The organism is Kitasatospora sp. NPDC059408 (assembly GCF_042751525.1).
Lineage (GTDB): Bacteria > Actinomycetota > Actinomycetes > Streptomycetales > Streptomycetaceae > Kitasatospora.
Genome location: NZ_JBHYWI010000028.1, coordinates 94898 through 110458, shown reverse-complemented (window position 1 = coordinate 110458; position 15561 = coordinate 94898). Strand labels below are relative to the sequence as shown.

The following is a 15561-nucleotide window of genomic DNA, read 5'->3' as shown; positions in this document are numbered from 1 at the left end:
GCCTGCGGCGGGGCCGCGTCGGTGCCGGCCGGCGCGGGCTCGGCCGCCGCCGTGGTCGGCGCGGCGGCGGTGGGCGCCGCGGCCCCGCTCGGCGTCGCCTCCGTGGTGACCGCCACCGGCGAGGTCGCGCCCGCGCCGTGCGCCGTGCCGGCCTCCGAACCGCCGACGGCCTTCACGACCGCGACGATCCCGGCGATCAGCAGCAGCACCAGGACGATCGTCACCACGGCCAGCCGCCGCCGGCCCTTGCGCGGATCGGCGCCCGCCGCCTGCGTCGCGCCCAGCGTCCACTCGCTGGTCACCGGCCGGATCGGCTCGGTCTCCGGCGCCGCGGGCGGGGCCGGCTCCGCCGCCGGGACCACCGCCGGGACGGCCGCCGGCTCCTGGTCCTTCGCCTTGCTGCCGACCCGCACGGTCCCGAGCAGCCCGCCGATCGTCCGCTTCGCGGTGCCGTCGGGGGACGGCGGCTGCTCCTCCGCCTTCTCGCCGGTCTTCTCGGCGGCCTTCCGGTCGGCCTTCGCCACCGGGGCGGGAGCCGCAGCCGCCGATCCGGCGGCCGACTTGACCGGCATCGCGTGCTCGGTCGTCGACTCGGCCTTGGCGGTGGCCTCGGCGACGACCCGCTTGAGCATCGACCGGGTCTGCGAGGCGTCCAGCCGGTCGGCCGGGTCCTTCTCCAGCAGCCCCTCGATCACCGGCAGCAGCGCCCCGGCGTTCTTCGGCGTGGCGAGCTCCTCGGTCATCACCGCCGTCAGGGTGGCCAGCGCCGACCCGCGGTCGTACGGCGGCCGGCCCTCCACCATCGCGTACAGCGTGCCGCCCAGCGACCACAGGTCGGCCGGCGGCCCGGGCTTCTGCCCACGCGCGCGCTCCGGGGATATGTACGAGGGCGCGCCGACCAGCATGCCGGTCGAGGTGACCGAGGCGTCACCCTCCACGCTGGCGATGCCGAAGTCGGTGAGCACCACCCGGCCGTCCTCGCCGATCAGCACGTTCGACGGCTTCACGTCCCGGTGCAGGATGCCCAGGGCGTGCGCGGCGCTCAGCACGCCCAGCACGTCGAGCGCGATCTCGGCGGCCCGGGCGGGCGCCAGCGGCCCGTCCTCCTTGATGACGTCGGCCAGCGAGCGGGACTCGACCAGCTCCATGACGATCCACGGCCGGTCGTCCTCCTCGACCACGTCGAAGACGGTGACCGCCGAGCCGTGCCGGATCCGCGCGGTGGCCTTGGCCTCGCGCAGCGTCCGGACGATCAGCCGGTGCTTCTCCTCCTCCTCGACGCTGGCGTTCATGCGCAGTTCCTTGACCGCGACAATCCGGCCCAGCATCTCGTCCTCGGCGCGCCAGACGGTGCCCATACCGCCGCGCCCGAGCACCCCGTCCAGCCGGTAGCGTCCGGCCAGGAGTCGGCCGGTGGAACCCTGCGCCTGGGTCATTCGAAACGTTCCCCCATGTGCTGCTGGCGGTCGAGGTGACAGCGCGTCGGCCCGGCGTCTGGGCCCGAACGCCAAGCCTCCATCATCCCCTGTCCACCGGGCCCGCGACCACCCGGCCCCCGGCACGGGGTGCGACGGACCGCAACAACCCCGGCTCTCCGTGCCCGATCTGTGATCGAAAACTCGCCGAGATTCGTCCCGAACACTGTTACGGTGCGGCAGCTCACCGTCTTTTCCGGGGGGATCCGACACCCATGACCGCACCCGCCTGGGGCACTGACGAACAGTCGGGCCGACCGCGAACGGCCCAGCACTACACGGTGGCGCCCGCCGTCGGCGCCCCGGAGGGCTACGTCGCGCCCGGCATGCCCGGTGTCCCGGTGGCCGGATACGAACCCGTCGTCCCCGCCACCCGCCGCCGGCGCCCCCGCCGGCGGGTCGGACTCGCCGTCAGCGTCGCGGTCGCCGCGATGCTCCTCGGCGCCCTCGCCTACGGCTGCGCGCCGCTGCGGGCCGCGGACAGCGTCGGCTGGCTGGCCATCGCCCCCACCGCCGCCGTCTCCTGGCCGCTCGGCCGGCTCGGCGGCCGCAGCCGGGTGCTGCCCCTGCTGGGCGCGCTGCTCGCGGCCGGCGCGCTCTTCCTCGGCCAGTTGCTCCTCCAGGGCCGCGTGCTCCACTCGCGCGGCCTGCCCGGCACCCCGCTGCGCGCCCTCGTCCACGACGTCCTGGCCGCGTGGCGCGCCGACCTGCGCCCGCTGGACCTCGCCTTCTACGGCATAGCCCTGGTCGGCGGCTTCATCCTCACCCGCCGCACCGCCGTCCGCGGCTGACGGAACGACGAGGGCCCCCGCCGTGCGAACGGCGGGGGCCTCGTCAGCGTTCGCCTCAGCGGTGGTCGAGCGCCGGGTTGACGGTGACCTCGACCCGCTGGAACTCCTTGAGCTCCGTGTAGCCGGTGGTGGCCATCGCCCGGCGCAGCGCGCCGAACAGGTTCATGGTGCCGTCCGGGGTGTGCGACGGGCCGGTGAGGATCTCCTCGGTGGTGCCGACCGTGCCGAGGTCCACCCGCTTGCCGCGCGGCAGCTCCTCGTGGACGGCCTCCATGCCCCAGTGGAAGCCCTTGCCGGGCGCGTCGGTGGCGCGGGCCAGCGCGGCGCCGATCATGACCGCGTCGGCGCCGCAGGCGACGGCCTTCGGGATGTCGCCGCTGTAGCCGACGCCGCCGTCCGCGATCACGTGCACGTAGCGGCCGCCGGACTCGTCCATGTAGTCGCGGCGGGCGGCGGCCACGTCCGCGACGGCGGTGGCCATCGGCACCTGGATGCCGAGCACGTTGCGGGTGGTGTGGGCGGCGCCGCCGCCGAAGCCGACCAGCACGCCGGCCGCGCCGGTGCGCATGAGGTGCAGGGCGGCGGTGTACGTGGCGCAGCCGCCGACGATGACCGGGACGTCCAGCTCGTAGATGAACTGCTTGAGGTTCAGCGGCTCGGCGGCGCTGGAGACGTGCTCGGCCGAGACGGTGGTGCCGCGGATGACGAAGACGTCGACGCCGGCGTCCACGACGGCCTTGGAGAACTCGGCGGTGCGCTGCGGCGAGAGCGCGGCGGCGGTGACCACGCCGGACTCGCGGACCTCCTGGATCCGCTGCTTGATCAGCTCGGCGCGGATCGGCGCGGCGTAGATCTCCTGGAGGCGGCGGGTGGCGACGGCCTCGTCGGTGATCGAGGCGATCTCGTCGAGCAGCGGCTGCGGGTCCTCGTAGCGGGTCCACAGGCCTTCCAGGTTCAGCACGCCCAGGCCGCCGAGGCGGCCGATGGCGATGGCCTGCTGCGGCGAGACCACGCTGTCCATCGGGGCGGCCAGGAACGGCAGCTCGAAGCGGTAGGCGTCGATCTGCCAGGCGATCGAGACCTCCTTCGGGTCCCGGGTACGGCGGCTGGGGACGACGGCGATGTCGTCGAAGGCGTACGCCCGGCGGCCGCGCTTGCCTCGCCCGATCTCGATCTCGGTCACTTCGAGCCCTTCTGCTGTGTTGCTCATGCCCGCCGGGTCACCCCGGCCGCCCCCAGTATCCCGCACGGACCGTGCGCACGCCCCGACGGCCCGGCCCGCGGACACGCGCGAGGGGCCCGCCGCTGCGGACGGCGACGGGCCCCTCGGGGAGTGCGGACGATCAGCGCGACGAGTAGTTCGGCGCCTCGACGGTCATCTGGATGTCGTGCGGGTGGCTCTCCTTGAGACCCGCCGAGGTGATCCGCACGAAGCGGCCCTTGCTCTCCATCTCGGAGATGGTGGCGGCCCCGACGTACCCCATGGTCTGGCGCAGACCGCCGACCAGCTGGAACAGCACCGCGGACAGCGGGCCGCGGTAGGGCACCTGGCCCTCGATGCCCTCGGCGATGAGCTTCTCGTCGGAGCTGACGTCGGCCTGGAAGTAGCGGTCCTTGGAGAAGGACTTCGCCTGGCCGCGGGACTGCATGGCGCCCAGCGAGCCCATGCCGCGGTAGGACTTGTACTGCTTGCCGTTGATGAACAGCAGCTCGCCCGGGGACTCCTCGCAGCCGGCCAGCAGCGAGCCGAGCATGACGGTGTCGGCACCGGCGGCCAGCGCCTTGCCGATGTCGCCGGAGTACTGCAGGCCGCCGTCGCCGATGACCGGCACGCCGGCCGCCTGGCAGGCCTGGGCGGCCTCGTAGATCGCGGTGATCTGCGGGACGCCGATGCCGGCGACCACCCGGGTGGTGCAGATCGAACCCGGGCCGACGCCGACCTTGACGCCGTCCACGCCGGCGTCGATCAGCGCCTGGGCGCCGTCGCGGGTGGCGACGTTGCCGCCGACCACGTCGACCTTGACGGCCGACTTGATCTTCTCGATCCAGGCCAGCGCGTTGTGGCTGTGGCCGTGCGAGGTGTCCACGACCAGGAAGTCCACACCGGCCGCGACCAGGGCCTGGGCCCGGTCGAACGCCTCGGCGCTGGCGCCCACGGCGGCACCGACCAGCAGACGGCCCTCGGCGTCCTTGGCGGCGTTCGGGTACTTCTCGGCCTTGACGAAGTCCTTGACGGTGATCAGGCCCTTGATCCGGCCCTCGTCGTCGACCAGCGGCAGCTTCTCGATCTTGTGCCGGCGCAGCAGCGCCATCGCGTCCTCGCCCGAGATGCCGACCTTGCCGGTGATCAGCGGCATCGGGGTCATGATCTCGCGGACCTGACGGCTGCGGTCCGACTCGAAGGCCATGTCGCGGTTGGTGACGATGCCGAGCAGCTTGCCCGCCTCGTCCGCGACCGGCACGCCGGAGATGCGGAACTTGGCGCACAGCGCGTCGGCCTCGGCCAGGGTGGTCAGCGGGCCGACCGTGATCGGGTCGGTGACCATGCCGGACTCCGAGCGCTTCACCAGGTCGACCTGGTTGGCCTGGTCCTCGACCGACAGGTTCCGGTGCAGGACGCCGACGCCGCCCTGGCGGGCCATCGCGATCGCCATCCGGGCCTCGGTGACCTTGTCCATGGCGGCGGAGAGCATCGGGAGGTTCACGCGCACGTTCCGGGAGACCCGCGAGGAGGTGTCGACCTGGTTCGGCAGCACCTCGGAGGCCCCGGGCAGCAGCAGGACGTCATCGAACGTGAGCCCGAGCATGGCGAACTTCTCGGGTACGCCTGCGGCGTTGTAAGACATTTCGGGGGTACCTTCCGTGGCCGGCCGTTTGATCCGCACACGCCCTGAGGGTGGGGACGCGTTCATCGCTCACTCGCGCAGACCGCCGAAAGCCGGGTGGGCTTTGGAGGATCCTCCAGGGGAACCCCGTTCGCACCCGTGAAACTTTGGCAACCTGCCCAGGCGCCGATACCCCATGGTACTGGCACCGGGATTGTGGTCCTCGTGTGCCCTTGACAACACCCTCCGCCCATGAGCCATTCCGGCCGCTCCCGGCGGCAGCGTCAGGAGGACTCCTCCGCGAGCGCCCGCAGCCGGCTCAGGGCACGGTGCTGCGCCACCCGGACGGCCCCCGCCGACATCCCCAGCACCTCGCCGGTCTCCTCCGCGGACAGCCCGGCGGCCACCCGCAGCAACACCAGCTCGCGCTGACGGGCCGGCAGGTTGGAGAGCAGCTCCTTCGCCCAGGCCGCATCACTGCTCAGCAGCGCCTGCTCCTCCGGACCGAGCGCCTCGTCCGGCACCTCCGGAAGGTCGTCCTGCGGCACCACGGTCGAGGCGGGCCCGCGCATCGCGGCCCGCTGCAGATCGGCGATCTTGTGCGCGGCGATGCCGTAGACGAAGGCCTCGAACGGCCGCCCCTGGTCCTTGTACCGGGGCAGGGCGCACAGCACGGCGACGCACACCTCCTGCGCGATGTCGTCCACGTGGTGCCTGGCCCCGCCGGGCAGCCGGACCAGCCGGCCGCGGCAGTACCGCAGCGCCAGCGGGTGGACGTACGCGAGCAGCGCGTCGATGGCCGGGCCCTCGCCGCGGACGGCGGCCGCGACCAGCTCGCCCACCAGCGGCGACCCGCCGCCGCCGAGCACGGGCGGACGACCGGGGCCGGCGCCACCGCCGGACACCCCACCCGGCGGGCCGGAATCGGCGTACGACGGATCGCCACCCGGGCCGGAGGGCTCGGCCTCCACCGGGTCCGCCTGGCCGGCCGCACCGGCGACGTCGTCACGCATCGGTCCATGGTGCCTGGTCGAACGGGAAAACGCGGCACCGCGTCCGGAGTTGTGCACCGGAACGTTATGCGGTGCGGCACCGCGCGGCGTGCCGCCGGGCACCACCGGCCCCTCCTGCACCGTGCCGCCTCCCGCCCCGCCGCCGTCGGTGGTCCCGTCCGCCGCGCCGTCCGCCGAGTGTCCTGCGGCTGCGTGGTTCGCCGCAGTGCCTGTCCGCTGGTCCCCGAGGTGCTCCACCACTCCATGGTGCAACCTCGGGACCGTAACGTCACACGTCCGTGCGGCACCCGTCCCCGGAAACACCGGCGGCGCGCCGCAGCCGGCGGCGCCGCCTGTGGTCAGCGGACCAGGCCCCAGCGGAAACCCAGCGCCACCGCGTGGGCCCGGTCCGAGGCCCCGAGCTTCTTGAACAGGCGCCGGGCGTGGGTCTTGACGGTGTCCTCGGAGAGGAACAGCTCGCGGCCGATCTCGGCGTTGCTGCGGCCGTGGCTCATGCCCTCCAGCACCTGGATCTCACGCGCCGTCAGCGTCGGCGCCGCGCCCATGTCGGGGCTGCGCAGCCGGCGCGGGGCGAGCCGCCAGGTCGGGTCGGCGAGGGCCTGGGTGACGGTGGCCCGCAGCTCGGCACGCGAGGCGTCCTTGTGCAGGTACCCGCGGGCGCCGGCGGCGACCGCGAGGGCGACGCCGTCGAGGTCCTCGGCGACGGTGAGCATGATGATGCGCGCGCCCGGGTCGGCGGACAGCAGCCGCCGGACCGTCTCGACCCCGCCGAGGCCGGGCATCCGGACGTCCATCAGCACGAGATCGGAGCGGTCGGCCACCCAGCGGCGGAGGACCTCCTCCCCGTTCGTCGCGGTGGTGACCCGGTCCACACCGGGTACGGTCGCGACGGCGCGGCGAAGCGCCTCGCGGGCGAGCGGGGAATCGTCGCAAACGAGAACGGAAGTCATGACCGTCGTCCTCCGCAGCTGATCCGCGTCACGTTGAGCCTCCTGGCTGGTACGAACCTCTCCGACACGGCCGATCGGCGACAGAGTCCGTGCTGATCGCCTCAACTTCCCCGCGATCGTTCCCGACGTCCGGCGCCCGCTAACCGCCTCCGCACTTCCAACGACCGTCACTCGAATGAGTTACGGCCTTCGGGGCCATCTCCACCACTGTACGTGGCCAACCCATTACCGATCAGCCGCATCGCGGTGCACACGCCGCACTTTTGTGCAGCTCGCGCGCGGTCGGCGTGCGACCCGCACACCGGTGCGGGGCTCCGTGCGCCCCTCGGACCACCCGATTGCCACGTCCGCGCCTGCGGAAGTCCATGCCCACTTCGCCCGTTTTTATAGCTTTCGTATGGTCATTGACTGTTGTGCCACTCTGTGGGTGACTTGTCCATGGAGTTGCCTTAAGTCATATTTCCAGGTGTCCACACCAGTGCATCGACGCCCCGCCACGCCCGCAGCGAGCTCCGCTGGGGCCGGCCCGCGGCCGACGAGCCTCTGAAGGGAATGAGCCATGGCAGATTTCTCCCGCCTCCCCGGTCCCAACGCGGACCTCTGGGACTGGCAGCTCTCCGCAGCCTGCCGTGGCGTGGACAGCTCGCTCTTCTTCCACCCCGAAGGCGAACGCGGGGCCGCGCGGAGCTCGCGCGAGGCCAGCGCCAAGGAGGTCTGCACGCGCTGCCCCGTGATCGCCGAGTGCGCGGCGCACGCGCTGGCGGTCCGCGAGCCGTACGGCGTCTGGGGCGGGATGACCGAGGACGAGCGCGAGGAACTGCTCGGGCGCTCGCGGCATCGGCTGGTGGAGGTCCCACTGGTCGCGCCGACGGTCGCCCAGCGCTAGCGCCACGCCGAGGCCGCGCCGTGAAGAAACGTTTCTTCGCGGCGCTCCAAGCCCCCCGGCCGGTGACCCTGCGTCAGCGGGCCCCGGCGGCCCCCGCGAGCCGCTCCAGCATCAGCGCCACGGCCGGCACCTCGGCCAGGTCCGGCAGGGTCAGCGCGACCACCTGCCGCACCGCCGGCGCCCCCGAGGCGGTCCGCACCGGCGCCGTCGACACCCCGTCAGGCCGCACCGACTCCAGCGCCAGCCGCGGCAGCACCGCCACCCCAAGCCCGGCCGCCACCAGGCCGACCACCGCCGGGTAGTCGTCCGTCGCGAAGTCGATCCGGGGCTCGAACCCCGCACCGGCGCACAGCTCCACCAGGTGCCCGCGGCACTGCGGGCAGCCGGCGATCCACTGCTCCCCCGCCAGCTCGGCCAGCTCCACCGCGCCGCCGCGCCCCGCCAGCGGGTGCGCGGCCGGCAGCAGGCCCACCAGCGGGTCGTCCAGCAGCGGCGTGACCACCAGGTCGGACCAGTCGGTGCCGGCGCTCAGCTGCTGCGCCTCCAGGTTCGCCTCGGCCCGCGCCTCGCGCGGCGTGCCGTGCGCGGGCACCGCGAGGGCGGTGGCGCCCTCGGACTGCGGGTAGCGGAAGGCCAGCGCGATCTCGCACTCGCCGCCGCGCAGCATCGCCAGCGACTCCGGCGGCTCCGCCTCGACCAGCGACACGCGCACCCCCGGATGGCTGTCCCGCAGGCGGGCGACGGCGGGCGGCACCAGGGTGGAACTCGCGGTCGGGAAGGACACCAGCCGCACCCGCCCGGCGCGCAGCCCGGCGATGGCCGCGACCTCCTCCTCGGCCGCCGACAGCCCGGCCAGGATCCCGGTGGCGTGCTTGAGGAGCACCCGTCCGGCCTCGCTCAGCTGCATGCCCCGGCCCGAACGGACCACCAGCGGGGTGTCCACGGACTTCTCCAGGGCCTTCATCTGCTGGCTGATGGCGGGCTGGGTACAGCCCAGCTCGCGCGCGGCGGCGGAGAAGGAGCCGGTGCGGGCGACGGCACGCAGGACGCGCAGGTGGCGGGCCTCGATCATGCCTCAGTTATAAGGCAATCTTTGCCGAACGCAAAATTTCACTGATAGTTGAGTCTTCAAGCGGACTCGCGGACCCCCGGGCCCGAACGCCGGAGGCCCGGCCCGCCTCCCAGGATGGGGGCGGACCGGGCCTCCGGTCCACTTCAGGAGCGTCAGTGCGAGTGGCCGTGACCGCCGTGCGAGTGGCCGTGACCGGCGTCGGCGGCCTCCTCCTTCTTCTCCACCACGAGGGTCTCGGTGGTGAGCAGCAGGGAGGCGATCGAGGCGGCGTTCTCCAGGGCGGAGCGGGTGACCTTGACCGGGTCGATGACGCCGGCCTTCACCAGGTCGCCGTACTCGCCGGTGGCGGCGTTGTAGCCCTGGCCGGCCTCCAGCTCGGCGACCTTGGAGGTGATGACGTAGCCCTCCAGGCCGGCGTTCTGGGCGATCCAGCGCAGCGGCTCGTGCAGCGCCTTGCGGACCACGGCGACACCGGTGGCCTCGTCACCCGACAGGCCCAGGCCGCCGTCCAGCACCTTGGCGGCGTGGACCAGGGAGGCGCCACCGCCGGCGACGATGCCCTCCTCGACCGCGGCGCGGGTCGCCGAGATGGCGTCCTCCAGGCGGTGCTTGCGCTCCTTCAGCTCCACCTCGGTGGCGGCGCCGACCTTGATGACACAGACGCCGCCGGCCAGCTTGGCCAGGCGCTCCTGCAGCTTCTCGCGGTCCCAGTCGGAGTCGGTGCCGGCGATCTCGCCCTTGATCTGGGCGACGCGGCCGGCCACGGCCTCGGCGTCGCCGGCGCCCTCGACGATGGTGGTCTCGTCCTTGGTGATGGTCACGCGGCGGGCGCTGCCCAGCACGTCCAGACCGGCCTGGTCGAGCTTGAGGCCGACCTCCTCGGAGATCACGGTGCCGCCGGTCAGGGTGGCCAGGTCGCCGAGGATCGCCTTGCGGCGGTCGCCGAAGCCCGGGGCCTTGACGGCGACGGCGTTGAAGATGCCGCGGATCTTGTTCAGCACCAGGGTCGACAGCGCCTCGCCGTCGACGTCCTCGGCGATGATCAGCAGCGGCTTCGAGGCACCGCCCTGCAGGATCTTCTCCAGCAGCGGCAGGAGCTCCTGGATCGAGGAGATCTTGCCCTGGTGGATCAGGATGTACGGGTCCTCCAGGACCGCCTCCTGCCGCTCCGCGTCGGTGACGAAGTACGGCGACAGGTAGCCCTTGTCGAACTGCATGCCCTCGGTGAACTCGAGCTCGACGCCGAAGGTGTTCGACTCCTCGACGGTGATGACACCGTCCTTGCCGACCTTGTCGATCGCCTCGGCGATCAGCTCGCCGACCTGGGTGTCCTGGGCGGAGAGGGACGCGACGGCGGCGACGTCGTCCTTGCCCTCGATCTCGCGGGCCACCGAGAGCAGGTGCTCGGAGACGGCGGCGACGGCCTTGTCGATGCCCTTCTTCAGGGCGGCCGGGCCGGCACCGGCGGCGACGTTGCGCAGACCCTCGTTGACCAGGGCCTGGGCCAGCACGGTGGCGGTGGTGGTGCCGTCGCCCGCGACGTCGTTGGTCTTGGTGGCGACCTCCTTGACGAGCTGAGCGCCAAGGTTCTCGTACGGGTCGTCCAGCTCGACCTCACGGGCGATGGTGACACCGTCGTTGGTGATGGTCGGGGCGCCGAACTTCTTGTCGATGACGACGTTGCGGCCCTTGGGGCCGATGGTCACCTTGACGGTGTCGGCCAGCTTGTTGACACCGCGCTCCAGCGAGCGGCGGGCGTCCTCGTCGAACTGCAGGATCTTCGCCATGTTCCCTATTCCCTCGGGGCTGCGGCCGGCCCACCGGCCGCCGAACTACGTGAACCAACAACCACGCCCCGGGCCCCTGTCACTTGGGACACGGATCCGGGGCGGGTCGGAACGACTTACTTCTCGATGATGGCGAGAACGTCGCGGGCGGAGAGGACGAGGTACTCCTCGCCCTGGTACTTCACCTCGGTGCCGCCGTACTTCGAGTACAGGACGATGTCACCGACGGCGACGTCGAGCGGCAGACGCTGGCCGTCCTCGAAGCGGCCCGGGCCGACGGCCAGGACGACACCCTCCTGGGGCTTCTCCTTGGCGGTGTCCGGGATAACCAGGCCGGAGGCCGTGGTGGTCTCGGCGTCGAGCGGCTGGACCACGATGCGGTCCTCGAGCGGCTTGATGGCAACCTTGCTGCTGGTGGTCACGTCCGAGCTCCCCTTCGGAGATTACGGGGTTTTCTAACGGGTAAGGGGCGAACCTGCGCACCTGCCGTCGCGGGGGTCAGGCACGCGTCTTCGCGTTAGCACTCCCCAGGTGGAGAGTGCCAAGGACGACCATAGGCCCGTGTTAGCACTCAGTCAACCAGAGTGCCAACGACGCGCCCCGCCGTCCCGGCCCGCGGACGCGCGGCCGCCGTCCCGCGCGGCCCTGCACGACCGCCCGGGACCGGCCACCACACCGCCCGACCGGCGAGAATGGCCCCGTGGACACCGAGAACCTCCAGCCGCTGCTGACCCCCGAGGGACAGGACCTGCTCGCCGCGCTGCGCGAGTTCACGCCCGAGGAGGAGCTCGCGCTGGCCACCCGGCTGCGGCGCGAGCACCCGGCCGACCTGGTGTCGGCGGCGTTCGGGCAGGCGCGGCTGCGCCAGCGCGCCCGCGCGAAGTTCGGGGCGGACGCCGACCTGATGTACTTCACGCCCAACGGCGTCGAGCAGTCCACCCGGCGCAGCGTCGCCGAGTGGCGCGCGCAGCGCTTCGCCGGGCTCGGGGTGCGGCGGCTGGCCGACCTGTGCTGCGGGATCGGCGGGGACGTCCTGGCGCTGGCCCGGGCCGGGATCGAGGTGCTGGCCGTCGACCGGGACCCGGCCGCCTGCGCGGCCACCGCCGCCAACGCCGCCGCGCTGGGCCTCGCCGACCTGGTCGAGGTGCGCTGCGCGGACGTCGCCGACGTGGACGTCACCGGCTACGACGCGGTGTTCACCGACCCGGCGCGACGGACGGCGCGCGGCCGGGTGTTCGACCCGGAGGCGTACGCCCCGCCGCTCTCGTGGGCCGTCGAGGCCGGCCGCCGGACCCCGATCGGCGCGCTGAAGGTCGCGCCGGGCATCCCGCACGAGGCCGTCCCCGAGGACGCCGAGGCCGAGTGGGTCTCCGACCACGGGGACGTGAAGGAGGCGGTGCTCTGGTTCGGCACGAAGGCCGCCCACCCGCACCGCGCGACGCTCCTGCCGCACGCCGCGAGCCTCACCGGCGGCGATCTGCCCGACCCGGCGGCCGGGCCGGTCGGCCGGTACCTGTACGAGCCGGACGGCGCCGTGATCCGCGCCCACCTGGTGGCCGAGGTGGCCGAGCAGGTGGGCGGACGGCTGATCGACCCGAAGATCGCCTACCTGACCTCGGACGAGCTGGTCCCGACGCCGTACGCGCACGCCTTCGAGCTGACCGACGTGCTGCCCTTCCACATCAAGAAGCTGAAGGCCCTGCTGCGCGAGCGCGGGGTCGGCACGGTGGTGATCAAGAAGCGCGGGATGGCGATCACCCCGGAGGAGCTGCGCCGCCAGCTCAAGCCCTCCGGGCCGAACTCCGTCACGGTGATCCTCAGCCGCACCGACAACGGCCCGCTGATGATGCTCGGTCAGCCGGTCTGATCGGCCGCGCCGGACGGACCGGCCGGACGGACCGGCTGACCGGACGGACCGGCTGACCGGACGGCTACGCCGGCGGCTGGATGTAGTCGTCCAGCCGGGCCACCGAGAAGCCCTGCTCCTGGATCCGGGCCAGCAGCTCGCCGAACATCTGGGTCATCGTGGCGCCCTTGAGCTCCTTCGGCCCGCGGAAGTGGGCCAGGATGATGTCGCCGGGCTTCAGCTTCTTGTCCGCCGCCTGGTACTGCATGTCGTGGATCTGCATCGACTCGCGCCACAGCACGACCGCCCGCGGACCGCACTCCTGCACCGACGTGTTGAGCGTCGGCGTGTTGGCGCCGTCCCCGAACGGCGGGCGGAACAGCAGCGGCGCGGTGCCGTACTGCTGGGTGAGCGCGCTCTGGTCGTCGCAGATCTCGGACTTCTGCTTGTCCGGCGTGAGCTTGCTCATCACCGGGTGGGTGACGGTGTGGTTCTGGATGTGGTTGCCGAGCGCCTGGAGTGGCTTGAAGTAGCCGTAGTCGTTCTTGACGATGTCCTTGGTCAGGAACATCGTGATCGGCACCTTGAGGTCGGTCAGCATCTCGACGAACTTCGGGTCCTTCTCGGCACCGTCGTCGATGGTGATGAAGACGACCTTGTCGCTCGTCTTCACGTCGCTGAACACCGGTACGGTGCCGGTCCGTTCGAGCTTGACGGGCTTGTCGGCGGGCGGCGCGGGGGCCGGGGCCAGCGGCTTGAGGTTCCACTTCGCCCACGCGGCGTCGCCCGCGGCCTGCGCCGCCGCGGGCGTGGTCGCCGCGGCGGTCGGCGCGGCGCCGCCGGCGGGCTGGCCCCCGGCCGGGGCCGCGCTCGTCGGCGCCGGGGCGGCGGCGCCGTCCCCGTTGCCGCCGCACCCGGTGGCGAGGGCCAGCAGGGCCAGCGCCCCCGCCGCGTACGCCTTGGTCCTGTTCCGGCCGTCCTGCTTCACCGCACGCGCTCCTGGTCCGTCCGCCGTTTCTCAGCTAGCACGGTAGTGGCCCGGCGCGCGGTTCCCGTACCGGCCTACTCGACGTGCTCGCTGGTGAAGGACCAGCGGTGCACCGGACGGCCGAGCAGCTCGGCCGGCGGCTCGGCGACGGGCACCGGCTCGCCGCTCCACCAGGCGATCAGCAGCACCCGCTCACCGGGGGCGCCGAACAGTTCGAGGCGCTCCAGGCCCGCCGAGCCGCGCAGCGCCGGGATCGCCGTCTCCCGTGCCCAGGAGGCGAGTTCGGCCCCGCGGCCGTCGGCGGCGCGGGCCTCCCACATCATGGCGACGGTCACCCGGCACCGCCGCCGAGGGCGTCGTACGCCTGGCCGTGGACGTCACCGTGGTGCAGGTCCACGCCCGGGACGTGGACGTCGGTGACGGGCAGCGAGGAATCCGCCGACAGGTCGAAGGCGGACGGCGCGCGGTCGCGCCACACCATCTCGGAGCCCAGCGCGGCCACCATCGCGCCGTTGTCGGTGCACAGGCCGGGGCGCGGCACCCGCAGCTTGATCCCGGCCCGGTCACAGCGCTGCTGGGCCATCTCGCGCAGCCGCGAGTTGGCCGCGACCCCGCCGCCGATCATCAGGTGGTCGACGCCGTTGTCCTTGCACGCCCTGACGGCCTTGCGGGTCAGCACGTCGGTGACCGCCTCCTGGAAGGACGCCGCCACGTCGGCGATCGGCACCTCCTCGCCGGCCCGGCGCTTGGCCTCCACCCAGCGGGCGACGGCGGTCTTCAGACCGGAGAAGGAGAAGTCGTACGCGGGGTCGTTCCGGCCGCTCAGGCCGCGCGGGAAGGCGATCGCCTTGGGGTCGCCCTCGCGGGCCGTGCGGTCCACGATCGGACCGCCGGGGAAGCCCAGGCCGAGCACCCTGGCCACCTTGTCGAAGGCCTCGCCGGCCGCGTCGTCGATGGTCGCGCCGAGCGGGCGGACGTCGGTCGTGATGTCCTCGCTGAGCAGCAGCGAGGAGTGCCCGCCGGAGACCAGCAGCGCCATGGTCGGCGAGGGCAGCCGGCCGTGCTCCAGCTGGTCGACGCAGATGTGCGAGGCGAGGTGGTTGACCCCGTACAGCGGCTTGTCCAGCGCCCAGGCGTACGCCTTCGCGGCGCTGACGCCGACCAGCAGCGCGCCGGCCAGGCCGGGGCCCGCCGTCACGGCGATGCCGTCCAGGTCGCTCGCCTTGACCCCGGCGGTGTCCAGGGCGCGCTGGATGGTCGGGACCATCGCCTCCAGGTGGGCCCGGCTGGCGATCTCCGGGACGACGCCGCCGAAGCGGGCGTGGTCGTTGACGCTGGAGGCGACCGCGTCGGCCAGCAGCGTGGTGCCGCGCACGATGCCGACGCCGGTCTCGTCGCAGGAGGTCTCGATGCCGAGGACGAGCGGTTCGTCAGCCATGGCGGGTGTCCTCAATGTCCTTCGGGTCGGTGCTGTCGGTGCTGTCGGTGCTGGGGTGGTCGAGGCGCATCACCAGCGCGTCGACGTTGGCGGGCTGGTAGTAGCCGCGCCGGATGCCCACCGGCTGGAAGCCGTGGCGCTCGTACAGCCGCTGGGCGCGCGGGTTGTCCACCCGCACCTCCAGCAGCAGTTCGGCGCAGCCCCGCCGGGCGGACTCCCGGATCAGGTCGGTGAGCAGCGCCGCGCCGAGGCCGACGCCCTGGTGGCGTTCGTCGACGGCGATGGTCTGGACGTCGCCCTCGCCGGCGATCGCCATCAGTCCGGCGTAGCCGACGATCGTGCCGTCCGCGGCGGTGGCGACGGTGTAGTGGCGGGTGCCGCCGGGGTGGGTCTCGGCCAGCTCGGACCAGTACATCCCGTGGGACCAGGCGTCCTCGGGGAAGAGCCGCAGCTCCAGTTCCATCACCGGCTCGATGTCCCACCAGCGCAT

General features: G+C 72.9%; 15 protein-coding genes. 3 read left to right on the top strand and 12 right to left on the bottom strand.

All coding sequences use genetic code 11. From position 1 onward, the window contains the following. Window positions 1-1436 (bottom strand): serine/threonine-protein kinase (locus ACFXDE_RS20485; RefSeq protein WP_380496088.1); only part of this gene is annotated, 1436 nt, incomplete at its 3' end. Between the two features lie 254 nt (window positions 1437-1690). Here ACFXDE_RS20485 and ACFXDE_RS20480 point away from each other — a divergent pair. Next, entirely contained in the window at window positions 1691-2266 is a 576-nt protein-coding gene (locus ACFXDE_RS20480) for a hypothetical protein (RefSeq protein ID WP_380496085.1), read from the top strand. 55 nt (window positions 2267-2321) lie between these two features. On the opposite strand, the gene ACFXDE_RS20475 is transcribed toward ACFXDE_RS20480, so the two are convergent. From ACFXDE_RS20475 to ACFXDE_RS20460, 4 genes are all read right to left on the bottom strand, one after another. After that, on the bottom strand, window positions 2322-3449 hold the full coding sequence (locus ACFXDE_RS20475) for a GuaB3 family IMP dehydrogenase-related protein (protein WP_363651523.1): 1128 nt from the start codon (window positions 3447-3449) through the stop codon (window positions 2322-2324). A 160-nt stretch (window positions 3450-3609) separates the two neighbouring features. Continuing rightward, complete coding sequence (gene guaB / locus ACFXDE_RS20470; RefSeq protein WP_380496083.1) at window positions 3610-5112, bottom strand: IMP dehydrogenase; 1503 nt, start codon at window positions 5110-5112, stop codon at window positions 3610-3612. A gap of 263 nt (window positions 5113-5375) precedes the next feature. Further along, entirely contained in the window at window positions 5376-6104 is a 729-nt protein-coding gene (gene shbA / locus ACFXDE_RS20465) for an RNA polymerase sigma factor ShbA (RefSeq protein WP_380496081.1), read from the bottom strand. 338 nt (window positions 6105-6442) lie between these two features. Then, complete coding sequence (locus tag ACFXDE_RS20460) at window positions 6443-7054, bottom strand: response regulator transcription factor (protein WP_014136228.1); 612 nt, start codon at window positions 7052-7054, stop codon at window positions 6443-6445. Window positions 7055-7613: 559 nt separating this feature from the next. Between ACFXDE_RS20460 and ACFXDE_RS20455 the strand changes: the two genes are divergently transcribed. Further along, the gene (locus tag ACFXDE_RS20455) at window positions 7614-7940 is read left to right on the top strand and encodes a WhiB family transcriptional regulator (protein ID WP_380435961.1); all 327 of its coding nucleotides are present in this window, start codon (window positions 7614-7616) and stop codon (window positions 7938-7940) included. Between the two features lie 73 nt (window positions 7941-8013). Here the strand turns inward: ACFXDE_RS20455 and ACFXDE_RS20450 are convergent, their stop codons facing one another. The 3 genes from ACFXDE_RS20450 to groES all read right to left on the bottom strand — a co-directional run bounded on the left by ACFXDE_RS20450 (window position 8014) and on the right by groES (window position 11221). Next, on the bottom strand, window positions 8014-9012 hold the full coding sequence (locus tag ACFXDE_RS20450; protein WP_380496079.1) for a LysR family transcriptional regulator: 999 nt from the start codon (window positions 9010-9012) through the stop codon (window positions 8014-8016). Between the two features lie 152 nt (window positions 9013-9164). Next, window positions 9165-10799, bottom strand: a complete 1635-nt coding sequence (gene groL / locus ACFXDE_RS20445; protein WP_380435955.1) for a chaperonin GroEL — start codon at window positions 10797-10799, stop codon at window positions 9165-9167. 116 nt (window positions 10800-10915) lie between these two features. Continuing rightward, a complete protein-coding gene (gene groES / locus ACFXDE_RS20440; RefSeq protein WP_014136232.1) occupies window positions 10916-11221 on the bottom strand; it encodes a co-chaperone GroES in 306 nt (101 codons plus the stop codon). Window positions 11222-11499: 278 nt separating this feature from the next. On the opposite strand from groES, the gene ACFXDE_RS20435 reads away from it, so the two are divergent. Then, window positions 11500-12666 (top strand): methyltransferase domain-containing protein, encoded by a 1167-nt coding sequence (locus ACFXDE_RS20435; RefSeq protein ID WP_380496076.1) that lies wholly within the window; start codon window positions 11500-11502, stop codon window positions 12664-12666. A gap of 64 nt (window positions 12667-12730) precedes the next feature. Here the strand turns inward: ACFXDE_RS20435 and ACFXDE_RS20430 are convergent, their stop codons facing one another. The 4 genes from ACFXDE_RS20430 to rimI all read right to left on the bottom strand — a co-directional run bounded on the left by ACFXDE_RS20430 (window position 12731) and on the right by rimI (window position 15561). Further along, entirely contained in the window at window positions 12731-13633 is a 903-nt protein-coding gene (locus ACFXDE_RS20430) for a polysaccharide deacetylase family protein (protein WP_380435952.1), read from the bottom strand. Window positions 13634-13707: 74 nt separating this feature from the next. Next, a complete protein-coding gene (locus ACFXDE_RS20425; protein ID WP_380496074.1) occupies window positions 13708-13968 on the bottom strand; it encodes a hypothetical protein in 261 nt (86 codons plus the stop codon). Beyond that, window positions 13965-15071 carry a tRNA (adenosine(37)-N6)-threonylcarbamoyltransferase complex transferase subunit TsaD gene (tsaD, locus tag ACFXDE_RS20420; protein WP_380496072.1) on the bottom strand — a complete coding sequence of 369 codons (1107 nt, stop codon included), beginning with the start codon at window positions 15069-15071 and terminating at the stop codon, window positions 13965-13967. The genes ACFXDE_RS20425 and tsaD overlap by 4 nt, the downstream gene beginning before the upstream one ends. Then, on the bottom strand, window positions 15064-15561 hold the full coding sequence (gene rimI / locus ACFXDE_RS20415; RefSeq protein WP_380496092.1) for a ribosomal protein S18-alanine N-acetyltransferase: 498 nt from the start codon (window positions 15559-15561) through the stop codon (window positions 15064-15066). Before rimI ends, tsaD begins: the two co-directional genes overlap by 8 nt.

Bases quoted from the DNA above. Each gene is read 5' to 3' on its own strand.
- groL (WP_380435955.1), bottom strand. From the start codon at position 10,799: ATGGCGAAGATCCTGCAGTTCGACGAGGACGCCCGCCGCTCGCTGGAG.
- ACFXDE_RS20450 (WP_380496079.1), bottom strand. From the start codon at position 9,012: ATGATCGAGGCCCGCCACCTGCGCGTCCTGCGTGCCGTCGCCCGCACC.
- shbA (WP_380496081.1), bottom strand. From the start codon at position 6,104: ATGCGTGACGACGTCGCCGGTGCGGCCGGCCAGGCGGACCCGGTGGAG.
- ACFXDE_RS20460 (WP_014136228.1), bottom strand. From the start codon at position 7,054: ATGACTTCCGTTCTCGTTTGCGACGATTCCCCGCTCGCCCGCGAGGCG.
- guaB (WP_380496083.1), bottom strand. From the start codon at position 5,112: ATGTCTTACAACGCCGCAGGCGTACCCGAGAAGTTCGCCATGCTCGGG.
- ACFXDE_RS20480 (WP_380496085.1), top strand. From the start codon at position 1,691: ATGACCGCACCCGCCTGGGGCACTGACGAACAGTCGGGCCGACCGCGA.
- ACFXDE_RS20455 (WP_380435961.1), top strand. From the start codon at position 7,614: ATGGCAGATTTCTCCCGCCTCCCCGGTCCCAACGCGGACCTCTGGGAC.
- rimI (WP_380496092.1), bottom strand. From the start codon at position 15,561: ATGCGCTGGTGGGACATCGAGCCGGTGATGGAACTGGAGCTGCGGCTC.
- tsaD (WP_380496072.1), bottom strand. From the start codon at position 15,071: ATGGCTGACGAACCGCTCGTCCTCGGCATCGAGACCTCCTGCGACGAG.